This is a genomic window from Mesorhizobium sp. P2_D6 (assembly GCF_056404315.1).
This window is the reverse complement of sequence record NZ_JBFUEG010000018.1, coordinates 1-19,478: the sequence shown is the minus strand read 5'-3', so window position 1 is coordinate 19,478 and position 19,478 is coordinate 1. Positions and strand designations below refer to the sequence as shown.

Annotated in this window: 16 protein-coding genes, 1 tRNA gene and 1 pseudogene; 4 read left to right on the top strand and 14 right to left on the bottom strand. The window is 63.1% G+C overall.

The features are described 5' to 3' along the window. Window positions 1–24 precede the first annotated feature (24 nt). From phoB to AC1D1L_RS27415, 7 genes are all read right to left on the bottom strand, one after another. Window positions 25–714 carry a phosphate regulon transcriptional regulator PhoB gene (phoB, locus tag AC1D1L_RS27445; protein WP_010911896.1) on the bottom strand — a complete coding sequence of 230 codons (690 nt, stop codon included), beginning with the start codon at window positions 712–714 and terminating at the stop codon, window positions 25–27. A 16-nt stretch (window positions 715–730) separates the two neighbouring features. Continuing rightward, complete coding sequence (gene phoU, locus AC1D1L_RS27440; protein WP_477344396.1) at window positions 731–1,435, bottom strand: phosphate signaling complex protein PhoU; 705 nt, start codon at window positions 1,433–1,435, stop codon at window positions 731–733. Between the two features lie 41 nt (window positions 1,436–1,476). Continuing rightward, window positions 1,477–2,301: a phosphate ABC transporter ATP-binding protein PstB gene (pstB, locus tag AC1D1L_RS27435; RefSeq protein WP_112559514.1), complete on the bottom strand. Its 825-nt coding sequence runs from the start codon at window positions 2,299–2,301 to the stop codon at window positions 1,477–1,479. A gap of 17 nt (window positions 2,302–2,318) precedes the next feature. Further along, window positions 2,319–3,635 carry a phosphate ABC transporter permease PstA gene (gene pstA, locus AC1D1L_RS27430; RefSeq protein ID WP_203279577.1) on the bottom strand — a complete coding sequence of 439 codons (1,317 nt, stop codon included), beginning with the start codon at window positions 3,633–3,635 and terminating at the stop codon, window positions 2,319–2,321. After that, on the bottom strand, window positions 3,632–5,092 hold the full coding sequence (gene pstC, locus AC1D1L_RS27425) for a phosphate ABC transporter permease subunit PstC (protein WP_477344395.1): 1,461 nt from the start codon (window positions 5,090–5,092) through the stop codon (window positions 3,632–3,634). Before pstC ends, pstA begins: the two co-directional genes overlap by 4 nt. A gap of 95 nt (window positions 5,093–5,187) precedes the next feature. After that, on the bottom strand, window positions 5,188–6,216 hold the full coding sequence (locus AC1D1L_RS27420; RefSeq protein WP_477344394.1) for a PstS family phosphate ABC transporter substrate-binding protein: 1,029 nt from the start codon (window positions 6,214–6,216) through the stop codon (window positions 5,188–5,190). 495 nt (window positions 6,217–6,711) lie between these two features. Further along, window positions 6,712–11,235 (bottom strand): PAS domain-containing protein, encoded by a 4,524-nt coding sequence (locus AC1D1L_RS27415; protein WP_477344467.1) that lies wholly within the window; start codon window positions 11,233–11,235, stop codon window positions 6,712–6,714. A gap of 417 nt (window positions 11,236–11,652) precedes the next feature. Here AC1D1L_RS27415 and AC1D1L_RS27410 point away from each other — a divergent pair, with 417 nt between their 5' ends. Both AC1D1L_RS27410 and AC1D1L_RS27405 read left to right on the top strand, forming a co-directional pair. Then, window positions 11,653–12,006 carry a hypothetical protein gene (locus AC1D1L_RS27410; protein WP_436261681.1) on the top strand — a complete coding sequence of 118 codons (354 nt, stop codon included), beginning with the start codon at window positions 11,653–11,655 and terminating at the stop codon, window positions 12,004–12,006. 719 nt (window positions 12,007–12,725) lie between these two features. Then, a complete protein-coding gene (locus AC1D1L_RS27405) occupies window positions 12,726–12,941 on the top strand; it encodes a hypothetical protein (protein ID WP_477344393.1) in 216 nt (71 codons plus the stop codon). 134 nt (window positions 12,942–13,075) lie between these two features. Here AC1D1L_RS27405 and AC1D1L_RS27400 read toward each other — a convergent pair whose 3' ends face one another. From AC1D1L_RS27400 to AC1D1L_RS27375, 6 genes are all read right to left on the bottom strand, one after another. Beyond that, the gene (locus AC1D1L_RS27400) at window positions 13,076–13,444 is read right to left on the bottom strand and encodes a hypothetical protein (RefSeq protein WP_477344392.1); all 369 of its coding nucleotides are present in this window, start codon (window positions 13,442–13,444) and stop codon (window positions 13,076–13,078) included. A 232-nt stretch (window positions 13,445–13,676) separates the two neighbouring features. After that, window positions 13,677–14,561 carry a glutathione S-transferase family protein gene (locus tag AC1D1L_RS27395; protein WP_477344391.1) on the bottom strand — a complete coding sequence of 295 codons (885 nt, stop codon included), beginning with the start codon at window positions 14,559–14,561 and terminating at the stop codon, window positions 13,677–13,679. Window positions 14,562–14,586: 25 nt separating this feature from the next. Beyond that, on the bottom strand, window positions 14,587–15,168 hold the full coding sequence (locus AC1D1L_RS27390; RefSeq protein WP_352591263.1) for a VOC family protein: 582 nt from the start codon (window positions 15,166–15,168) through the stop codon (window positions 14,587–14,589). Between the two features lie 699 nt (window positions 15,169–15,867). Then, a tRNA-Glu gene (locus AC1D1L_RS27385) sits at window positions 15,868–15,942 on the bottom strand. A gap of 92 nt (window positions 15,943–16,034) precedes the next feature. Beyond that, entirely contained in the window at window positions 16,035–16,442 is a 408-nt protein-coding gene (locus AC1D1L_RS27380) for a VOC family protein (protein ID WP_477344390.1), read from the bottom strand. A 10-nt stretch (window positions 16,443–16,452) separates the two neighbouring features. Then, window positions 16,453–16,833: a fimbrial protein gene (locus tag AC1D1L_RS27375; protein ID WP_436261691.1), complete on the bottom strand. Its 381-nt coding sequence runs from the start codon at window positions 16,831–16,833 to the stop codon at window positions 16,453–16,455. 26 nt (window positions 16,834–16,859) lie between these two features. Here AC1D1L_RS27375 and AC1D1L_RS27370 point away from each other — a divergent pair, with 26 nt between their 5' ends. Both AC1D1L_RS27370 and rpoH read left to right on the top strand, forming a co-directional pair. After that, window positions 16,860–17,900: an RluA family pseudouridine synthase gene (locus AC1D1L_RS27370; protein WP_477344389.1), complete on the top strand. Its 1,041-nt coding sequence runs from the start codon at window positions 16,860–16,862 to the stop codon at window positions 17,898–17,900. Window positions 17,901–18,088: 188 nt separating this feature from the next. Then, window positions 18,089–19,000, top strand: a complete 912-nt coding sequence (rpoH, locus tag AC1D1L_RS27365; protein WP_112559526.1) for an RNA polymerase sigma factor RpoH — start codon at window positions 18,089–18,091, stop codon at window positions 18,998–19,000. 291 nt (window positions 19,001–19,291) lie between these two features. On the opposite strand, the pseudogene AC1D1L_RS27360 reads toward rpoH, so the two are convergent. Continuing rightward, window positions 19,292–19,478, bottom strand: a pseudogene (locus AC1D1L_RS27360) (integrase); the annotation flags it as partial.

The following is a 19,478-nucleotide window of genomic DNA, read 5'->3' as shown; positions in this document are numbered from 1 at the left end:
GGGGCCGGCAACAGCGCGGCGCGCCTAATCTTCCCGGATAGCGTAGCCGGCGCCGCGGATGGTGCGGATGACGTCGGGCATGCGGCCATTGTTGACCGCCTTGCGCAGTCGGCCGACATGCACGTCGACCGTGCGCTCGTCGATATAGATCGTCTCGCCCCAGACATTGTCGAGCAGCTGGCTGCGCGAGAACACGCGGCCGGGATGGCGCATCATGAATTCGAGCAGGCGGAACTCGGTCGGTCCGAGCCTGATTTCGCTCTTCTTGCGGTAGACGCGGTGCGATTCACGGTCGAGCACGATGTCGCCGACCTTGAGCACGCTGGACAGCACTTCCGGCTTGGCGCGGCGCAGCAACGCTTTCACGCGCGCCATGAATTCCGGTGTCGAGAACGGCTTGACCAGATAGTCGTCGGCGCCGGTGGACAGGCCACGCACGCGGTCGCTCTCCTCGCCACGCGCGGTCAGCATGATGATCGGCAGCCGTTCGGTCTCGGGCCGCATGCGCAGCCGGCGGCAGAGCTCGATGCCGGACACCGCCGGCACCATCCAGTCGAGCACCAGAAGGTCGGGCACATTTTCCTGCAGCCGAATTTCGGCCTCGTCGCCGCGCGTCACCACCTCGACCTGGTAGCCTTCGGATTCGAGGTTGTAGCGGAGAAGCACGCCCAGCGGCTCCTCGTCCTCCACGACCATGATGCGTGGCGCGATCATCAGCAGTTCACCCTTGTCAGGCCGAAGTGGCCATCGCCGTCTCGTCCTGCTTCGGGCGATTGGCGGGCAATTGCTGGCCGGTCAGCACATAATACGCATTTTCAGCGATGTTGGTGACATGATCACCGATGCGCTCCAGATTCTTGGCGCAGAACAGGAGATGCGTGCAGGCGGTGATGTTGCGCGGGTCTTCCATCATGTAGGTCAAGAGTTCACGAAACACCGACGTGTATTTGACGTCGACACGTTCGTCCTCATTCCTGAGTTTCGCCAGGGCTGCGGCATCCGCGGCGGCATATTCCTCGACCACCCCTTGCACCTGGATCAGCACCAGCTGCGCCATCGCATCGATGGAATGCGAGAGGTCGCGCGGCGTGACGCTGAGGCCCACAGTGCCAACGCGCTTGGCGATGTTCTTAGCGAGATCGCCGATGCGCTCGAGGTCGCCGGCCATGCGGATCGAGCCGACCACGGCACGCAGATCGTTGGCCATCGGCTGGCGCTTGGCGATGAGCGTGATGGCGCGATCGTCGAGTTCCCGCTGGCGCGCGTCCATGATGGCGTCGTCGGAAACGACACGTTGCGCCAACGCATTGTCGGAATTGAGCAGCGCTTTTGTCGAGCCGCTGACCATCGACCCGGCCAGATCGCCCATGTCGCGGATCAGCTTGCTGATCTGGCCCAACTCTTCATCGAAGGAGGCGACGGTATGTTCACCCATGATCGTGGTCCTCGTGCCTGAAAATTCAACCGCTGGACGGCTCAGCCGAAGCGGCCGGTAATGTAGTCCTGGGTGCGCTTGTCGTCGGGATTGGTGAACATCTTGTCGGTGGCGCCCTCCTCGACCAGGTAGCCGAGGTGGAACATCGCCGTGCGCTGCGACACGCGCGCCGCCTGCTGCATCGAGTGGGTGACGATGACGATCGTGTAATTCTGGCGCAGCTCGTCGATCAGCTCCTCGACGCGTGCGGTGGCAATCGGGTCGAGTGCCGAGCAGGGTTCGTCCATCAGGATTACTTCCGGCGACACCGCAATGGCGCGCGCGATGCACAGGCGCTGCTGCTGGCCGCCGGACAGGCCGGTGCCGGGCTCCTGCAGGCGGTCCTTGACCTCGTTCCAGATCGCCGCCTTCTTCAAGCTCGACTCGACGATCTGGTCCATGTCGGACTTGCGCTTGGCTAGGCCATGGATGCGCGGGCCGTAGGCAACGTTCTCGTAGATCGACTTCGGGAACGGATTGGGCTTCTGGAACACCATGCCGACGCGAGCCCTGAGTTCGACGACGTCGATGTTCTTGTCATAGATGTCATCCTCGTCGAGCGTGATCTTGCCGGTCACCCGCGCCGAATCGATGGTGTCGTTCATGCGGTTGAGGCAGCGCAGGAAGGTCGACTTGCCGCAGCCGGACGGGCCGATCAGCGCCGTCACCTGGTTCTGGCGGACGTCGAGATTGACGTCGAACAGCGCCTGCTTCTCGCCGTAGAACACGCCGACCTTGTCGCCGCGCATCTTGATGACTTCGTTCGACTTGGCGTTCATTTTGTCGCCCACTGCGTTTTCAAGGGACTGTTCGGTCATGATGTTCATACCAAATTGCCTTTTTTCTACCAGCGCCGCTCGAACCGGCGCCGAAGCACGATCGCGGTGATGTTCATGGCCATGAGGAAGACGAGCAGGATGATGATGGCGCCGGACATGCGCTCGACAAAAGCGCGTTCGGCCTCGTTTGCCCACATGTAGATCTGCACCGGCAGTGCGGTCGCCGGATCGAAAGGCGTCTTCGGATAGTCGGCGACGAAGGCGACCATGCCGATCAGAAGCAGCGGTGCTGTCTCACCCAGCGCACGCGCCAGGCCGATAATCGTGCCGGTCAGGATGCCGGGAGCGGCAAGCGGCAGTATGTGCTGAAACACCATCTGCATCTTCGAGGCGCCAAGCCCAAGCGCTGCCGAGCGGATCGACGGCGGCACCGCGGCAAGGGCCGCGCGCGTCGCGATGATGATGGTCGGCAGCGTCATCAATGTCAGCACCAGGCCGCCGACAAAGGCGGCCGAGCGCGGCATGCCGAGGAAGTTGATGAACACGGCAAGGCCGAGCAGACCGAAGACGATCGACGGCACCGCCGCAAGATTGTTGATGTTGACCTCGATCAGGTCGGTGAAGCGGTTCTTCTTGGCGAATTCCTCGAGATAGATCGAGGCCGCGACGCCGATCGGCAGCGCCAAAAGCAGCACGATCACCATCATGTAGAACGAGCCGATGATCGCCACGCCCATGCCTGACGTCTCGGGCCGGCTGGAGGCGCCATAGGTGAACAGACCGGTGTTGAAATGCTCGGCCATTACGCCGTCGGCCTTGAGTTTGTTCATCCAGTCGATCTGCTGGTTGGACACCTTGCGGCGCGCTTCATCGACGCTGAGGTCGATCTGGCCCTTGAAGGCGGAGTCAAGATTGGCCGCGGCCAGGATGTTGACGTCGCGCGTCGTGCCGATCACCGACGGATCGGCGGCGACGATGTCGCGCAGCTGGACGCGGGCGCCTTCCGACAGGAAGCCCTTGAGCTTCATGACCATCGGCTTGTTGCTTGGGTCGATGCCAAGCTTGGCCATCAGCGCAGTGTCGGCGAGCTTGGGATAGTTCGCCTTGATCAGCACGCTCGGATCGGTGGCGCGCTTGCCGGAGGGGTCGATGACTTTCTCGTCGAAGCTGATCGGCAGCGTCACCGTCGTCTGCCAGAAGGCGGTGTAGCCCTTCGAGACGATGGTGATCAGCATGATGGCCAGGAAGGCCAGGCCGACCGAGATCGCAATCACACCGTAGATGCGGAAACGGCGTTCAGCGGCGTAGCGCGCCTTCAGCCCTATGTCGCGGCGCGGACGCGCAACGGCGCCCGCCATCGTGTCCAGGGGAATGTCGGTCATTCGTACTGCTCCCGGTACTTGCGCACGATGTAGAGGGCGACGATGTTCATCACCAGTGTCAGCACGAACAGCGTCAGGCCGAGCGCGAAGGCGACCAGCGTCTGCGGTGAGTTGAACTCGAGGTCGCCGGTCAGCTGGTTGACGATTTTGACGGTGATGGTCGTCATCGCCTCGAATGGATTGGCGGTGAGATTGGCGGCAACGCCGGCCGCCAGCACGACGATCATCGTCTCGCCGATGGCGCGCGACGCCGTCAGCAGGATGGCGCCGACAATGCCGGGAAGTGCGGCCGGCAGGATCACCCGCTTGATCGTCTCGGAGCGCGTCGCGCCCAGACCAAGCGAGCCGTCACGCATGGCGCGCGGCACCGCGGTGATGATGTCGTCGGACAGCGAGGACACGACCGGGATCAGCATGACGCCCATCACCAGACCGGCGGTGAAGATGCTCTGGCCCTGGATGAAGGGCGAACCGCCGGCGAGTGCCCCCGACAGGTCGCGCAGGAACGGCCCGAGCGTGACCACGGCAAAGATGCCGTAGACGATGGTCGGGATGCCGGCCAGCAATTCCAGCGCCGGCTTGACCACCGCGCGAACCTTGGGCGAAGCATATTCGGCCATGTAGACCGCCGACATCAAGCCGACCGGCACCGCCACCAGAAGAGCGACGGCGGCGATATAAAGCGTGCCGGCGAGAAGCGGTATCAGGCCGAACTGGCCCTGGCTGCCGCCGGAGCCGGCAGCGGCGAAACGCGGATCCCAAACGGTGCCGAAGAAGAAGCTCATCGGCGACACGCTTTCGAAGAAGGTGATGGTCTGGAACAGCATCGACAGCACGATGCCGACCGTGGTCAGGATGGCGATGGTCGACGCCGCAAGCAGCCCCCACAGCATCAGCCTCTCGACATTGTTGCGCGCCCTGGCGCGCGGCGCAATTTGCCTAATCGCGTAGAAGGCGCCGGCGATCGACAATGCCAACGTGATGACGGCGCCGAACAGCCCAAGCCGGTCCTGAACGGCATTCGCCTCGACCGCGATCGGGATCATGTAGTCCTGGGTATCCGTCGCCAGCGCCACGCCCTTGGCGATGAGCAGCGGCTGCAATTCAGCGAACGTGGCGGGAAGCGGCGTTCCGGCATCGAGCCGGCGCAGGCCCTTGGCGAGGCTCTTCACCAGGCTGGCGTCGAGCGCTTCGCTGGCGATCTTGGAGTCGACAGTGCGCTCGGGCAGGGCGGCGTGGATGTGCCGGTCAAGATAGAAGGACGAGCCGATGTCCCAGACGGCGAGCAGCAGGACGGCAGGCAGGACGGCGAGCAGAAAGGCCCACCAGCCGTGATAGTGGGCGCGCGAATGCGGCTTTACCTTGCCGGTTTCGTGCCCCGTGGCGCGCTGGCGGCCGATCACGAAGGCGACCACGCCGATGGCGATGACTATGGCGAGTACGAGCAAGGACGACATCACCCACCCCAGAGAAAATTCAGATCGCCGCCGCCGTTGCGGCATACAGCGAAATCAGGGCGCGGATTTGGTCCGCGCCCTGATCCAGTCGTTGATTACATGCTCTTCCCGGCAGCGAACGCGTCGCGCTGCGCCTGACGTTCGGCATCCGGAGCCGAAACCAGGCCGTACTGGGCGAGCGGGCTTTCCGGGCCGATCATCTGGTCGTCAAGGAAGAACTCGACATATTCCTTGAGACCGGGAACGACGCCGAGATGCGCCTTCTTGACGTAGAAGAACAGCGGGCGAGAAACCGGATACTTGCCGGTCGCGATCGTCTCGGTCGAAGGCACGACGCCTTCCACGCTGGCGACCTTCAGCTTGTCGGCATTGTTCTCGTAGAAGGCGAGGCCGAACACGCCGACGCCGGTCTTGTTGGAGTCGATGCGGGCGAGCGTCTCGGTGTAGTCGCCGTCGATGTCGACAGCCTTGCCGTCCTTGCGGATGGCAATGCAGGTCTTGCCGATTTCCTTGTCGTCGGCAATGCCGGCGGCCTTCAGGGCGGCCTTGTCGCAGCCGGCGTCGAGAAGCTTGGTCTCGAACACTTCGCGGGTGCCGTGCTTTTCACCGGGGATGTAGGCGGCGATATCCCAGTCGGGCAGCTTCGGGTTGACCTGGTTCCACTTGGTGTTCGGATTGTCGACCAGCTTGCCGTCAACGACCAGCTTGGCGGCGAGCGCCTTGTAGATGTCGGCGGGAACCAGCGCCCAATCCGGGCCCTTGATGTCGGTGGCGAAGACGATGCCGTCATAGCCGATACGGACTTCCTGGACTTCCTTCACGCCGGCGTCGGCGCAGGACTTCAGCTCGTCCTTCTTGATCGGACGCGAGGAGTTGGCGATGTCGATGGTGTCTTCGCCGACGCCCTTGCAGAATTCCTTGATGCCGGCGCCGCTGCCGCCGGACTCGACCACCGGGGTCTTGAAGTTGGTGAAGGTTTCGCCGAACTGCTCGGCGACGATCTTGGCGTAGGGTAGCACGGTCGACGAACCGGCGACCTGGATCTGGTCGCGCGCGGCGGCGACACCCGACGATGCGGCGAACGCTACCGCCACGGCCGATGCCGTAACGAGGAATTTCTTCATGTGGCCTGCTCCTGTTCGGAAGATGGTCTCTCGGCGCCCTCTTCAGCCGGCGCCCGCTGAGGCCAATAGCCTTCGATTATTACAGTCGCATGACAGTTTCGTGTCAGCCCGGTAACGTCGGATGGACGCACCGAAAGCCGCAGCCGGCCGGCATCTCCGCGAGAGCCGCAGTTTGCCGCTGGAATCATAAGCTTGCGGGATTTTGCGCCGGCATTTGTCCCGGCGGATCGCAGGCCGCGATGCCGAGAAAGAAAAACCGGACGGGAGCGCGTTGCCCGTGGCCAGAGCGTATCTTGGCCGAGCCATCGCCAAAAACAGGTCCGTTGGGGTAGATTTCGACGCTGTTTCTTTGTCGGCGGTCGCTTGCTCCCGCCCGTAACTGAATGAGCGGTTGAGTTGCCGCCATTTTCCCGACTGGGCGCAAGCTTTGATATGGTGCGATCGCACCATATCCCTGGACGTCGCGGCACCGCCGAATCCCGGCGCTGATATCAGCTAGCCGGCGTCTCGCTGGGCTTCGCTCGCGATGCCGGCCCAGCGCTCGACCTTTTCGAGCAGCGCCTTGGGACTGATCGGCTTGGGCAGATAGTCGTCCATGCCGGCTTCCAGGCAGCGCTCGCGATCGCCCTTCAAGGCATGCGCGGTGACGCCGACGATCGGGACATGCGTGCCGCTCTCTTGCTCCAGCCGGCGAATCGCGGCCGTGGCTTCGAGCCCGTTCATCTCCGGCATCGAGACATCCATCAGGATCATGCGCGGATTGAGCCGGCCGAAAGCGTCGAGCGCCTTGCGGCCGTTGCCGACGATCTCGAAACTGTAGCCGGTTTCACCGAGGATCTGCGTGAACACCATCTGGTTCACCTCATTGTCCTCGGCAACGAGGATGTCGAGCCCGCGTTCGCTGCCGCCGGCCCGGGCGCGGGCGCGCACTGGCGGCGGATGCAACTGCGCCCGCTCGGACGGGGCGCGTGCCGGCGGCACCGACACCCGCTGTACCATCGCTTCGCCGGAACCGCCGCTTGCGGCTTCCGGCGCCTGACCTGTCGTGCCGTGGCGATGGCGCTGGATGGTCGCGACCAGCGTCTCCAGCAACACCGAGGAACGCGCCGGCTTGATCAGCTGCGCGTCGATGCCGAGATCGCGGTAGCTGGTGTTGGCGAGCGACTGGTCGACCGAGGTCAGCATGATGATCGGTGTGTCGGCCAGCCCTGCGGTGTTGCGCACGATGCGCGCCATTTCGGCGCCGCTCATCCCCGGCATCTGGTAGTCGAGGACGACGCAGTCGACAGGCACGCCATAGGCAGCCGCGGCGACCAGCACCTTCAGCCCTTCGGCACCGCTTTCGGCGGCGCAGGAATCGAACGTCCACGACACCATCTGCTCGGTCAGGATCGACCGGTTGACGGCGTTGTCGTCGACGATCAGCACCCGCGCGCCGGTGACGTCCACCGGCATGATGCGCTGCCCCGTCTGCTGACCGGCCCTGGGCAGCGTAACGGTGAACCAGAAGGTCGAACCCCTGCCTTCGGCGCTCTCGACGCCGATCTCGCCGTCCATCAACTCGACCAGCCGCGAGGTGATGGCAAGGCCGAGCCCGGTGCCTTCGTGGCGCCTGGTCGACGAGGTATCGACCTGATTGAACTTTTCGAAGACAGCCTTCAGCTTGTCCTCCGGAATGCCGATGCCGGTGTCGGTGACCGAGATGGTGAGCCTGGTTCCGGCCACAACCCTCTCGCCGGTGACATCGACCAGCACATGGCCTTCGTCGGTGAACTTCACAGCATTGCCGAGCAGATTGGTGACGATCTGCCTTATGCGGCCGACATCGCCGATGAACAGGCTTTCCAGGCCCGGCTCGACACGCACGATCAGTTCGAGATCCTTCTCCTTGGCGCGTGTCGACACCAATGTCGCCACATCCTCGATCGCCTCGGGCAGGTTGAACGGCGCCGGGTCGAGCACGAGCTGGCCGGCATCGATCTTGGAGAAATCCAGGATGTCGTTGATGATCGTCAAAAGCGCGTTGCCCGACTTGACGATAATGTCGGTGAACGTCTTCTGCTTGGTGTCGAGGTCGGATTTGGCGAGCAGCTCGGCCATGCCCAGCACGCCGTTCATCGGCGTGCGGATCTCGTGGCTCATATTGGCCAGGAATTCCGACTTGGCGCGGTCGGCGAGCACGGCGCGCTGGCGTGCCTCGCGCAGCTCGGCCTCGCGCATCTTCAATTCGGTGATGTCGGTGGTCGATCCGATGAGATAGAGCGAACCGTCGGAGGCGATCATTGCGCCCTTGCGCGCGAACTGGTGGCGCACATTGCCGTCGGCAAGCGTCACCGTCTCCTCGATCTCCTGCGTCTCGCCGGTGCGCAGCACGGCCATATCACCGGCGACGAAGGCCTCACCGTCCGCGCCGAAGATCTCGACGTCGGTCTTGCCGATCGCCTCCTCCTTGCTGAGACCGGTCAGGTCGCACCAGCCCTTGTTGACGTAGAATTGGCGCAGGTCCGAGCGCTTGGCGTAGATCGACACCGGCACGTTGTCGATGAGATTGCGGAACACCTCGTTCTCGCGCATGCTTTCTTCCAGCGCCTGCTCGCGCGCCTTGACGTCGGTGATATCGGTGCTGGAGCCGACCAGATGCACCGACCCGTCGAGCGCCACCAGCCGGCTCTTGCGCGTCATCAATTGCCGCACCGTGCCGTCGCGATGGGTAACGGGCTCCTCGATCTCGCGGCCGCGGCCGGTGACGACGACCTCGGTGTCGTCATGGGTGTAGGTTTCGGCGTCGTCGATGTTGAAAAGCTGGAGATCGGTCCGGCCGATAACCTCCTCCTTGGGGATGCCGGTCAGCGCGCACCAGGCCTTGTTGACGAATTCCATGCTCAGATCCTGCGCCTTGATGAAGGCGGCGACCGGAAGTTCGTCCATGACGTGGCGGAACAGGTCGATCTGACGCATGCTTTCCTGCAGCGCCTTTTCGCGGCTTTTGATCTCCGAAATGTCGACGCGCACGCCGATGAAGGTGCCGTCCTCGGTCCGCATATCGTAGACCTGGTACCAGCGGCCGTCCGCATTGAGGCGCTCGTAGGAGGTGTTCGGCAAGTGGTAGCGGGCGAGGATGGCACTGAGCCAGACGTCGCGGTCGCCGTCATAGAGTTTGTCGATCTCAGGATCGCCGCTCGATCGGAAATAGCCGACCGAATGTCCCAGTTCCAGCGCGTCGCGGAAGCTGCTGCCGGGCTGCCATGCCGGCACCAGCGCCGGCAGCGTGTCCTGCAGCTTGCGGTTGGCGAAGACGAACTTGTCGTCGCGGTCGTAGATGATGACGGCCGCGGGGAGCGATTCCAGCACCGTGGCAAGGTTCTTGCGCGCGTCCTCGGCTTCCGTCTCGCGGCGCTTCATGTCTGAGATGTCGAACAGGAAGCCGGCGACGTAGTTGCGGCCACTTGGCATGCCGACGCGGTTCTTGCGTACGATGCGCGAGCGCCTGGCGCCCTCGACCTCGAAATTCTCCTCGATCTCATAAGGCGTGCCGGTCGCCAGCACGGCGCGTTCGCTGTCTTCGAACAGCGCGGCATCCTTCCCCGGCATGAAGTCGCCGCCGGGCCTGCCCAGCATCGCTTGCGGCGTCTGTCCGAACAGGGCCGAGAACGCCTCGTTGACGAAGACGAAGCGCAGATTGTCGTCCTTGACGAAAATCGGGTCCTCGACGGCGTTGATCACCGCCTCGGCCAGCCGTGATTTTTCGAGCGCCTCGGCGAGTTCGGCCTCGCGGTCCTTTATGTCGGTGACATCGACATAGGAGATCAGCCTTTTGCCGCCGGCGAGCGGCGCCAGCGATGCAATCAGCGTACGGCCGTCATTGCGCGGCAATTGCCTAGAGCCCACCACGCCGGCCGAGATTTCTGCTTCGCGCTCGGCGATGTGGCGCTGCCATTCGGCGTCGTCGGCGCCGTAGGGGTCCATATCGCGGCTGGCTTGCATCAGCTCACGGAAGCCGCAGCCGATCCCGGCGCGTCGGGGATCGATTTCCCAGAAATCATAGAAGGCGCGGTTGATCACCTCCGTGCGCATGTCCGCATCGAGGACAAGCACGCCGATCGGCATCTGGTCGACCATCGTGCGCAGATTGGCGAAAGTTTCGGCGGTCCTGGCGTTGGCGCTTTCGATCGCGGCGTCGCGAAGCGTCAGCTCGGTGATGTCGTAATAGGTCAGGAGCCGCTTGCCGCCGGACAGCGCCGTTACCGAGAACATCATGGTGCGGCCATTGGCATGGGTGAACTCGCGCGGCGCAACCGAGCCGGCGCGGATCTCCTCGATACGGGTGGCGAGGTAATGCTGCCACTGCTGTTCGTCGAGATCGCCATAGATGCCGTTGCGGCGGTTGAGCTCCATCAGGAGGCTGAACGGCGCGCCGACAGTGACGGCGCCGTCGGGAATCCTTGAGAGGTCGCGATAGGCCTTGTTGACAATGAGCGTGTCGAGCTTGGCGTCGAGCAGCACGACGCCCATATGCATGGCATCCATCGTCCGCTCGAGATCGGCAAGATGCTGCGTGCTCTCGTCTGCGGCTGGCGGCACCTGCCGAAGGTCGTCCAGCGCACCGGCCAGCGCCGTGACGTTGCGGCCAATGCCGCGATAGCCGGTAAACTCGCCCTCGCTGTCGAAACGGGGCGAGCCGGTGATCGAAACCCAGCGGCAGCCGGGGCGGCCGCCCTTCAATTCATAAACGAAGTCGCGAAATGGCCGATGCGCCTGCAGATCCTCCAGATGCGCGGCGGCGTGTCGATTGCCATGCACCATCTGCTTGAGGAAATCGAAGCGGAAGCGACCAAGAATGTTGGCGGGATCGATGCCGGTGGCAGCCTGGTAATTTTCTGAAAGCCAGGAAAAGCGCAGTTCCGCGTCGGTCTCCCAGACCCAGTCAGCACCGGCCTCGACCAGTTCGCGCAGCGCTTCGGGTGAGGCCCCGGCGGACGCGTTCTCGCCACACAAAGCAATCTCGACCAGCCGGCGCAGCGCTTCGGGCGAATCCTCGCCAGGAGTGTCCTCGCCACGCAAAGCGGCCTCGAACAGCTCGCGCAGCGCTTCGGGTGAAGCCCCGGCGGAATCGTCCTCGCCATGCAAACCGGCCTCGACCGGCTCATGCGGCGCTTCGGGTGAACCCCCGACGGACGTATCCTTGCCGTTCACAGCCCCCTCTTGGGAACCGCGTCCGCCGCGTGTTCCAACAGTCCCGTCAGCCATTCCGTTCCCACCCCGAAAGCCAAGGCCGAACCCCCTCAGCGGTTCGCCGGCGAAATGTGCCCGAGAAGCATTAATGATCCGCTAACCATAACGCATCCAAACTCCAACCAGAGCCCACATTGCCCTGCGGTATTCCGCCGGTTGTCGGCGGAACCCCGGCCGGGCTATAAGTCGGCAGGGGTATTGCGGATGACTGGTTGGATCGTGCCTTGTTTCCTGGGCGTGGCGTTGCTTGCCAGCAGCGGCTGCGCGCGCAGCTATGACGGCACGGTTGTGATCCCGAGGCCGCTCGATATCAGGCGGGTCTGGGATCGCGATCCGTCGCTGACCGAGGCCAGCAAGATGCAGGCGGCAGCCGGCGTGTTTCCGACGCCGCCGCCGCAGGAGCCGTACCGGCCGGCGGCGCGCCGACAGACGACATCGGCTCCGCCGAGACGGCACGTCAGGTCCAGCCCGCCCGCGATGACTTCCGAACCGGCCAACCCGCTCACCTGCAAGAATGTCAGCCAACCCGGCAAACGCTACAAGATGGTCTGCGAATAGCCTGATGCATGTCGCCCTACAGCGGCCCGCGGTTTTGGGATCAAAACATGGATAAAACAGGGCATTTCGGCGCCGCGCGGGTCAGTCCGCCGGGAAGAAAGCCGGCCCGACCATCCTGACCGGCCGCGAGCCGGCCAAAGCTTCGACCGACTTCTGCTGGGCAGCGCCCGTGGCCTCTGGGGTAGAGCCGTCGGTCCGGGGGATTTGCGCAACGGTTACGAGGTCCGGCTTTGCCGACGGCAGGGGAATGATGGCGTTGCTGATATTGGCTGGCGTAACCGTGCGCGCTCTCAACTCGGCGACACGCCTGGAGTAGCGCTTGACGTCACACGCTTTGAAAGTCGCGTCGTCGCGGTATTTGAAGGCCGCCTAGGACGGTCGCCGTCATCGACACCAGTGCGAAGATCACGGCTGGCCACAAACGCATCATCGGCGATCCTAGTCCTTGTACCTGTGGGGCCGACAGCCGCTCCAGCCGATCGAGCCTCAATATATGACGCAAGTCTAATTCAGCGGAATGTCAGCAACAGTCAGGTATTTTACGCCACCTGTATTATGCCGGCTCCTGTAAATTCGCTATTACACTTTTGTTTCAAGATTGAGACGAAGCCAGGCATCGACGATGGCTGGCGTCGCCATGATCAATCCCGCGTTATCGGCCCTTGCGGTTGAAACCTTTCTCCGCTGTCTCGCGTTGTATCGGGCAAAGGAGACCGAAGATGTCTATTCACTTCACTGTCTCTGGCCTGACCAGGAACCTGTTCCACTCGCTGGGGCTGGACCATGAATGGGCGCCGAGACCGCTCGATCCCGAACAGAGCCTGCTGTTGGAATGCTACCTGGCGGGGCAGATTCCCGAATCCGCCTGGGCCGACTACGTCTTCGAGACACCCGACCTGCAACGGTATGTCGACATAAGGCGCCGGCACAACTGATCAGAGCAATTCCAGGAAAAGTGTGAACGGTTTTTCCGGGAAAAGCGCGTAGCGCTTTTTCCTTGGGAATTGCGTCAAAACAACGAGAGAGTGGGTCGCCGTTTCTGTGAAACGGTGAAACGCTTTACCGCTCGCTATTGCTTGGGCGAGGCGAACTGCATGGTGAAGACATTGCCAGCTACGCCTTGTGCAAGCTTGGGCGAAAAGCTCAGCGGAAGACATTTCTGCAGAGCCGTGGTCGCAGCGTCGACAAACGCTTTCTTGGCATTGGCGTCGCCATCGACCTTGATCGCCGTCGGTCGCGGCGGACCGATCAGCGTGCCGTCACGCTTGAAGCTGAAGCTCAAGGTGACGCTGTCATTTCCAGCATCGGTGGGTGGCGTCCAACACGCCTGGATCGCATCGCCGACCTCCGTCATGGTGTCGAGCGGCGCCGCATCGGACGGGTAGCCTCCGGCCAACACAACGCCGGCAACCGCAAACAATTTCGCCACGCCCTTCATTCGCAAAGCTCCTCGTACCTCGGCCGCCAAGCATGATGGTAGGGTCGACGCAGGCAAGGGCAATGTGCCCGATGTCAGACTTTATGGCGGAGCGCGGGGACGCGTCTTGTGGCGCATCGGCGAAAAGCAAAAGGCCGGCTTTGCGCCGACCTTTCCTTCCACTTCGGCGCCAGTACATCCGTGGTCGCGGGGTGGATTGCCCTCAATAGACAGGGCTTTGGTTAACGAATCCTTAGCTTTGCGCGTTGGCCTGTGATTTCACATAGGCGATATAGCCTCTGACATCGCCTGCCGGCTCGGCATAGGCCTTGCCGAGTTTCTTCTCGATTGCCGCGACATACTCCTTCGCCCATTTGGGCAGTGGGTAGTCGATGACGGCCAGGAATTCGAGCGTCGATGCCAGGCGGATGTCGGCAATCGACGGATGCTTGCCGCCGATGAACGGCTTGCCGTCCCTGAAGAAGGAATGAAACACCTCCAGCGGCTCGGCAATTGCCGCCATCGCGGCCTTCTGCGCCTCGGACTTCTTGTCCGGATGGGCGTCACTGTGGCCGACCTCGCCGGCATATTGCGGGAAGCCGAGCGCCGGATAGGTCGCGCGCGCCACGTAGGGATAGAGCGTGCCGATCAGATAGAACATGGCGCTGTCGACCATCGCCCGCTTGGCCGGCGCCTTGGGATAGAATTTCTCCAGCCCGTGCTTGTTGGCGAGATACTGCATGATGGCGCAGCTTTCCCACAGCACGCCTCTGGGGAGACCCTTGTCCTCGATCATCGGTGTCAGATGCGCGGGGTTACGCGCCATATATTCGGGCGAACGCGTGTGGCCCCAGGCGTCGGTCTCGGCGGGGTCGAACCCGGCCGCGCGCGCAAACACCCGAACGGTCATGTTGTTGACGCTCGGCTTCAGCATGCTGATCTTCAAGGCCGGCTTCTTCGCAGCCTTGGCCGTCTTCGGCGCGGACTTCTTGGCGGCCGGCTTCGCCGCGGCTTTCGCAGCCGGCTTTGCGGATGCCTTCGCCGCAGGCTTGGCAGCCGCTTTTGCTGCCGGCTTGGCGGCGGTTTTCGGCGCGGCCTTGGCCGCAGATTTCCCGGCGCTCTTTGCAGTCTTTGCCATTATGGTTCTCCCCTTTTTGTGGCCGTCAGTATGGATTCTTCGGTGTCCGGTCGTCCGACAAGGTCGCGCGTGACCATTCGACCAGCGTCTGGATCGCGTCGGCGAGATGCACTTCGGCGATGTTGTAGTCGCCGCGCGCGACGCGCAGCTTGTGTGCCTGCATCAAGACGTCGGCATGGGTGAAGCCCGCCGGCGGCTCGAAGCGGTAGGACGCGAGCTCTATCAACAGGCCGAGCGGATCCTCGAAATAGATCGAGTCCATGAAGCCGCGATCCTTGACGCCGCTGTGCTTGATGGCGCGCTCGTCGAGCCGGGCGACCGCCTGCAGAAAGGTAACGCGCGACACGGCAAAGGCGATGTGGTGGACGCAGCCCGGCTCTGTCGGCGTGCGCCGCTGGACCGGCGTGCGGCTCTCGTCGGTGAAGACGGTGATCAGCCTTCCGTCGCCGGGATCGAAATAGAGATGGCTTTCGCTGGCCTTGTCGAGATTCGGCTGCTCGAAGATGAACGGCATGCCGAGCACGCCCTCCCAGAAATCGATCGACGTCTGGCGGCCAGCGCCGACCAGCGTGATGTGATGGACGCCCTGCGATTGCAGTTTCTGCATCGGTCTCCTCCCCGCCGACCCCTCGCCTTCTTGTGCGAACTTGGATCTTGCCAAATCATACCATCGCCGCACGCCATGCGCGCGGCGGATGTGCATGCCTGACGGCTTTTCCCGATCCGTTCCCCGGCGTTCTGCGCGCCGTAACGGCGTCGTGCAATGATGCTAGTGCAATTGGCAGCGACGCGCCAGAAGCGACGATGTCGACCGGCGCATGGCGGTGAAGATGAAAGAGAGCCAGGCCTTCAAGGCTGCAGGACATTCGCTAAGAGGATATTCGCTAGGCGACAGCTCTGAACTCGGCTTCCGCCAATGTGCCCTGGCCCGCGCATTCAGCGCATGCCATGGTCTGCCCCGGGCAGCCGGCCCGATGCGTCCCTTGCGGGCAGCAATGCCCTTTTGACGCGTGCCATCTGGAGCAATCGAAAATCTTCCCGCTGCCGAGGCAGTGCGGGCATGGCATTTTCACCGAACTCATACCTGCTTTACCCGACCCAAATCCGCGCTGCCGCAGATGCTGCCCCGTACCGCAAGTAGCAGAGATTGCTACGCTTTCAAGCGTAGCGGCCTGACTTAAATTGGGTGTATCCGTGTGCACCGACTGGCCGGGTTTCGCTGATGCCGCCGACCCTCGCGGTCAAAACGCGATCCACGTTCGAGCTTGTCAGAAGTAGTGGGGGAAGAAACGGCCCAGCCGTTATTTGGTACGCCCAAGGGGAATCGAACCCCTGTTCCCGCCGTGAGAGGGCGGTGTCCTGACCGCTAGACGATGGGCGCGTTCAAGAACCGGCGATATAGGCTGACGGTTTGGAAAAAGCAACTGGGCTTCGAGCGGCCGGACCGCTTCTATGGAATGTAGGTTTGCGGACCTAGCCTTTCGGCTCGATCAGGTCCCACAGATTGCCGTAGAGATCGGCGAAAACCGCCACTGTGCCGTAAGGCTCATTGCGTGGCGTCTCGCGGAAATCGATGCCATTTTCGAGCATCGCTCTGTGGTCGCGGGCAAAATCGTCGGTTTCGAGGAACAGGAAGACGCGGCCGCCGGTCTGGTTGCCGATGCTTTTTCCTTGCGCCTCACCGTCGGCTTCGGCCAGCAGCAGCCGCACGCCCTGACCGTTCGCCGGCGCCACCGTCACCCAGCGCTTGCCACCGCCGAGATCGACGTCTTCGGTCAGCAGAAAGCCCAGCCGTTCGACATACCAGGCGATCGCCTCATCGTAACTGCCGACAACGAGCGTGACGGTCGCGACCCGGCGATGGTTGGCAAACCCGGTCATGCCTGCAGGCTCATTTGTTGCGGATTGCAAAGCGGCCGATGATGCGGCGCTCGGCGATGTCGTAGACGAAAATGGTGCGGCTGCCGTCGGCAAGCTCAGCGTCGATCGAGATGCGATTGCCCGACAGCGCCTGGCTGATCACCTTGGCTCCCACCGGCAGCACGATGTCGGCCGCGAGCGGCTCGCCGGGCGGTACTGGAATATCATTGGCGAGCGGCGGGGTTGTGGGCGGCGCTTTGCGCGATTTGTAGACAATGGCCGCGATCACCACCATAAGGGCCAGCAAAAGCAGGCCGAGATTGATGGCCATGAAGCGGATGAGCCTGCCGCGCACCTTTTCGATCTCGGGATCGAGCGGCTTTTCTTCTTCGTCGGCAACGGGCCGGGCCATGGCAGAACATTCCGGAACTTTTTTCGATGAGCGCTCATAGCGAAGAGACCAGACAATTCATAGAGGCGGAGCCAACCGTGCTCGAAGCCGGCGCGGATGCGGCCGGCCAGCGCCTCGACCAGTGGCTGGCGGCGAGCCTCGGCCCCGAAATGTCGCGCAGCCGCGTGCAGATGCTGATCAAACAGGGCGCGGTGTCGGTCGACGGCAAGCGTGTTGACGAGACCAAGCGCAAGATGAGTGCTGGCGAGCGTGTCTCGGTCGTCATGCCCGAACCCGAACCGGCCGAACCGCAAGGCGAGGCCATCGCGCTCGACGTGCTTTATGAGGACGGCGAGCTTATCGTCATCAACAAGCCGGCCGGCCTCGTCGTCCATCCCGGCGCCGGCAACTGGACCGGCACGCTGGTCAACGCCCTGATCCATCATTGCGGCGACAGTCTCTCAGGCATTGGCGGCGTCAGACGCCCAGGCATCGTCCATCGCCTCGACAAGGAGACCAGTGGTGTCATGGTCGTGGCCAAGACCGACCGTGCCCACAAGGCGCTGTCGGAGGCCTTTGCCGACCATGGCCGCACCGGCGACCTCGAACGCGCCTATCTGGCGTTGGTCTGGGGCATCCCGCCGCGGCCGACGGGAACGGTCGACGCGCCGCTCGGCCGCGCCGCCGACCGGGTGCGCCGCGCCGTGGTGCCGGAAGGCCGCGACGACGCCCGCCACGCCATCACCCATTTCACCGTGCAGGAGCGTTTCGGCGAGGACCAGCAGGCGTTCGCCACCGCCAGCCTGGTCGAATGCCGGCTGGAGACCGGCCGCACCCACCAGATCCGCGTCCACATGGCCCATATCGGCCATCCCGTCATCGGTGATCCCGATTACGGCCAGGCCTTCCGCACCAAAGTCAACCGGCTGCCCGAGCCGCTGAAAAGCCAGGTCAACGCATTTTCCCGGCAGGCTTTGCATGCCTGGCTCCTTGCATTTCGTCACCCGACTACCCATCTACCGATGAGGTTCGAGGCGCCGATGCCGAGGGACATGGAGGAACTCGTCGGCGGCTTTCGCAAACTCTAAACCCGCCATCTAAAACCTGAGCGGCATTGTTCACTTTGGCGTGACACACTGTTTCGTGTTGAACAAATGCCTGTCTTTTCTGGTTTTGTTCCTATATAAGTCGGTTGTCGCGGGCGAGCCTTTTGGTGCTCGCGTCATATGCCCGCCGCGTTTCGGGGGCATCACTCTAATAGAGAGGGGGCGCTATCATGGCCCAGTCACTACCCAGTATCGTTTCCGGCGAAGGCGGCCTCAGCCGCTACCTGGAAGAAATCCGCCGCTTTCCCATGCTTCAGCCGCAGGAAGAGTACATGCTCGCCAAGCGTTACGCCGAGCATGAAGACACTTCCGCTGCGCACAAACTCGTCACCAGCCACCTTCGGCTCGTCGCCAAGATCGCCATGGGCTATCGCGGCTACGGCCTGCCGATCGGCGAGGTGATCTCGGAAGGCAATGTCGGCCTGATGCAGGCCGTCAAGAAATTCGAACCCGAGCGTGGCTTCCGCCTCGCGACCTACGCCATGTGGTGGATCAAGGCCTCGATCCAGGAGTACATCCTGCGTTCGTGGAGCCTGGTCAAGATGGGCACGACCGCCAATCAGAAACGCCTGTTCTTCAACCTGCGCAAGGTGAAGGGCAAGATCCAGGCGCTGGACGATGGCGACCTTAAGCCCGAACAGATCACCGAGATCGCCACCAGGCTGAACGTCTCCGAAGCCGAAGTCGTGTCGATGAACCGCCGCCTGTCGGGCGACGCCTCGCTCAACGCGCCGATCCGCGCCAGCGAAGGCGAATCCGGCGAATGGCAGGACTGGCTGGTCGATGACCACGAAAGCCAGGAAGACATGCTGATCGAGCAGGACGAGCTGGAAAACCGGCGCGGCATGCTGTCGGGCGCCCTTGCCGTGCTCAACGATCGCGAGCGGCGCATCTTCGAGGCGCGTCGCCTCGCCGAAGAGCCGCTGACCTTGGAAGAGCTGTCGGCCGAGTTCGACATCAGCCGCGAGCGCGTGCGCCAGATCGAGGTGCGCGCCTTCGAGAAGGTGCAGGATGCGGTCAAGGCCGCCGCCAAGCGCCAGACGCAGGCCCTGCGCACAATTGAGGCGCAGCCCGCGGCTTAAGGTCGGGTTCGGTTACGAAAGACACGAAGGCGGCGCCAGGAAACTGGCGCCGCCTTTTTGTGTCCGCTGGCGATTGGCGAAACCGGCGTGACAGCCCTTTCTCCCCGTCACTATACGGGGAGAAATGTCCGGCAGGACAATGAGGGCAGCGCCGAGATTTCGGGTTTGCCACCACAAGAGCAGCGGCGCGATCACAACAAACGTTGGCGCCGCCCCTCATCCGGCTGCCGCTGTCCAGCCGATAGATGGGTAACAGAATGAACCGGATACATAGGTAACACTTCTCTTCCCCTATGCGTCCGGCGCAGCGCCAAGCGGTTTGGTTGGCGCGGCGCTGCGGCGGACAAGCTTCATACGCCTGGTGTCGATGATGCCGAGCGGATGGGCATGGAAGGAGAGTGTCCATTCGCCGTCCTCGGTCTGCGCGGCTGCGACCGGCTCGCCGGCCAGCGCTTGCGAGACATAGATGAAGCCGCCA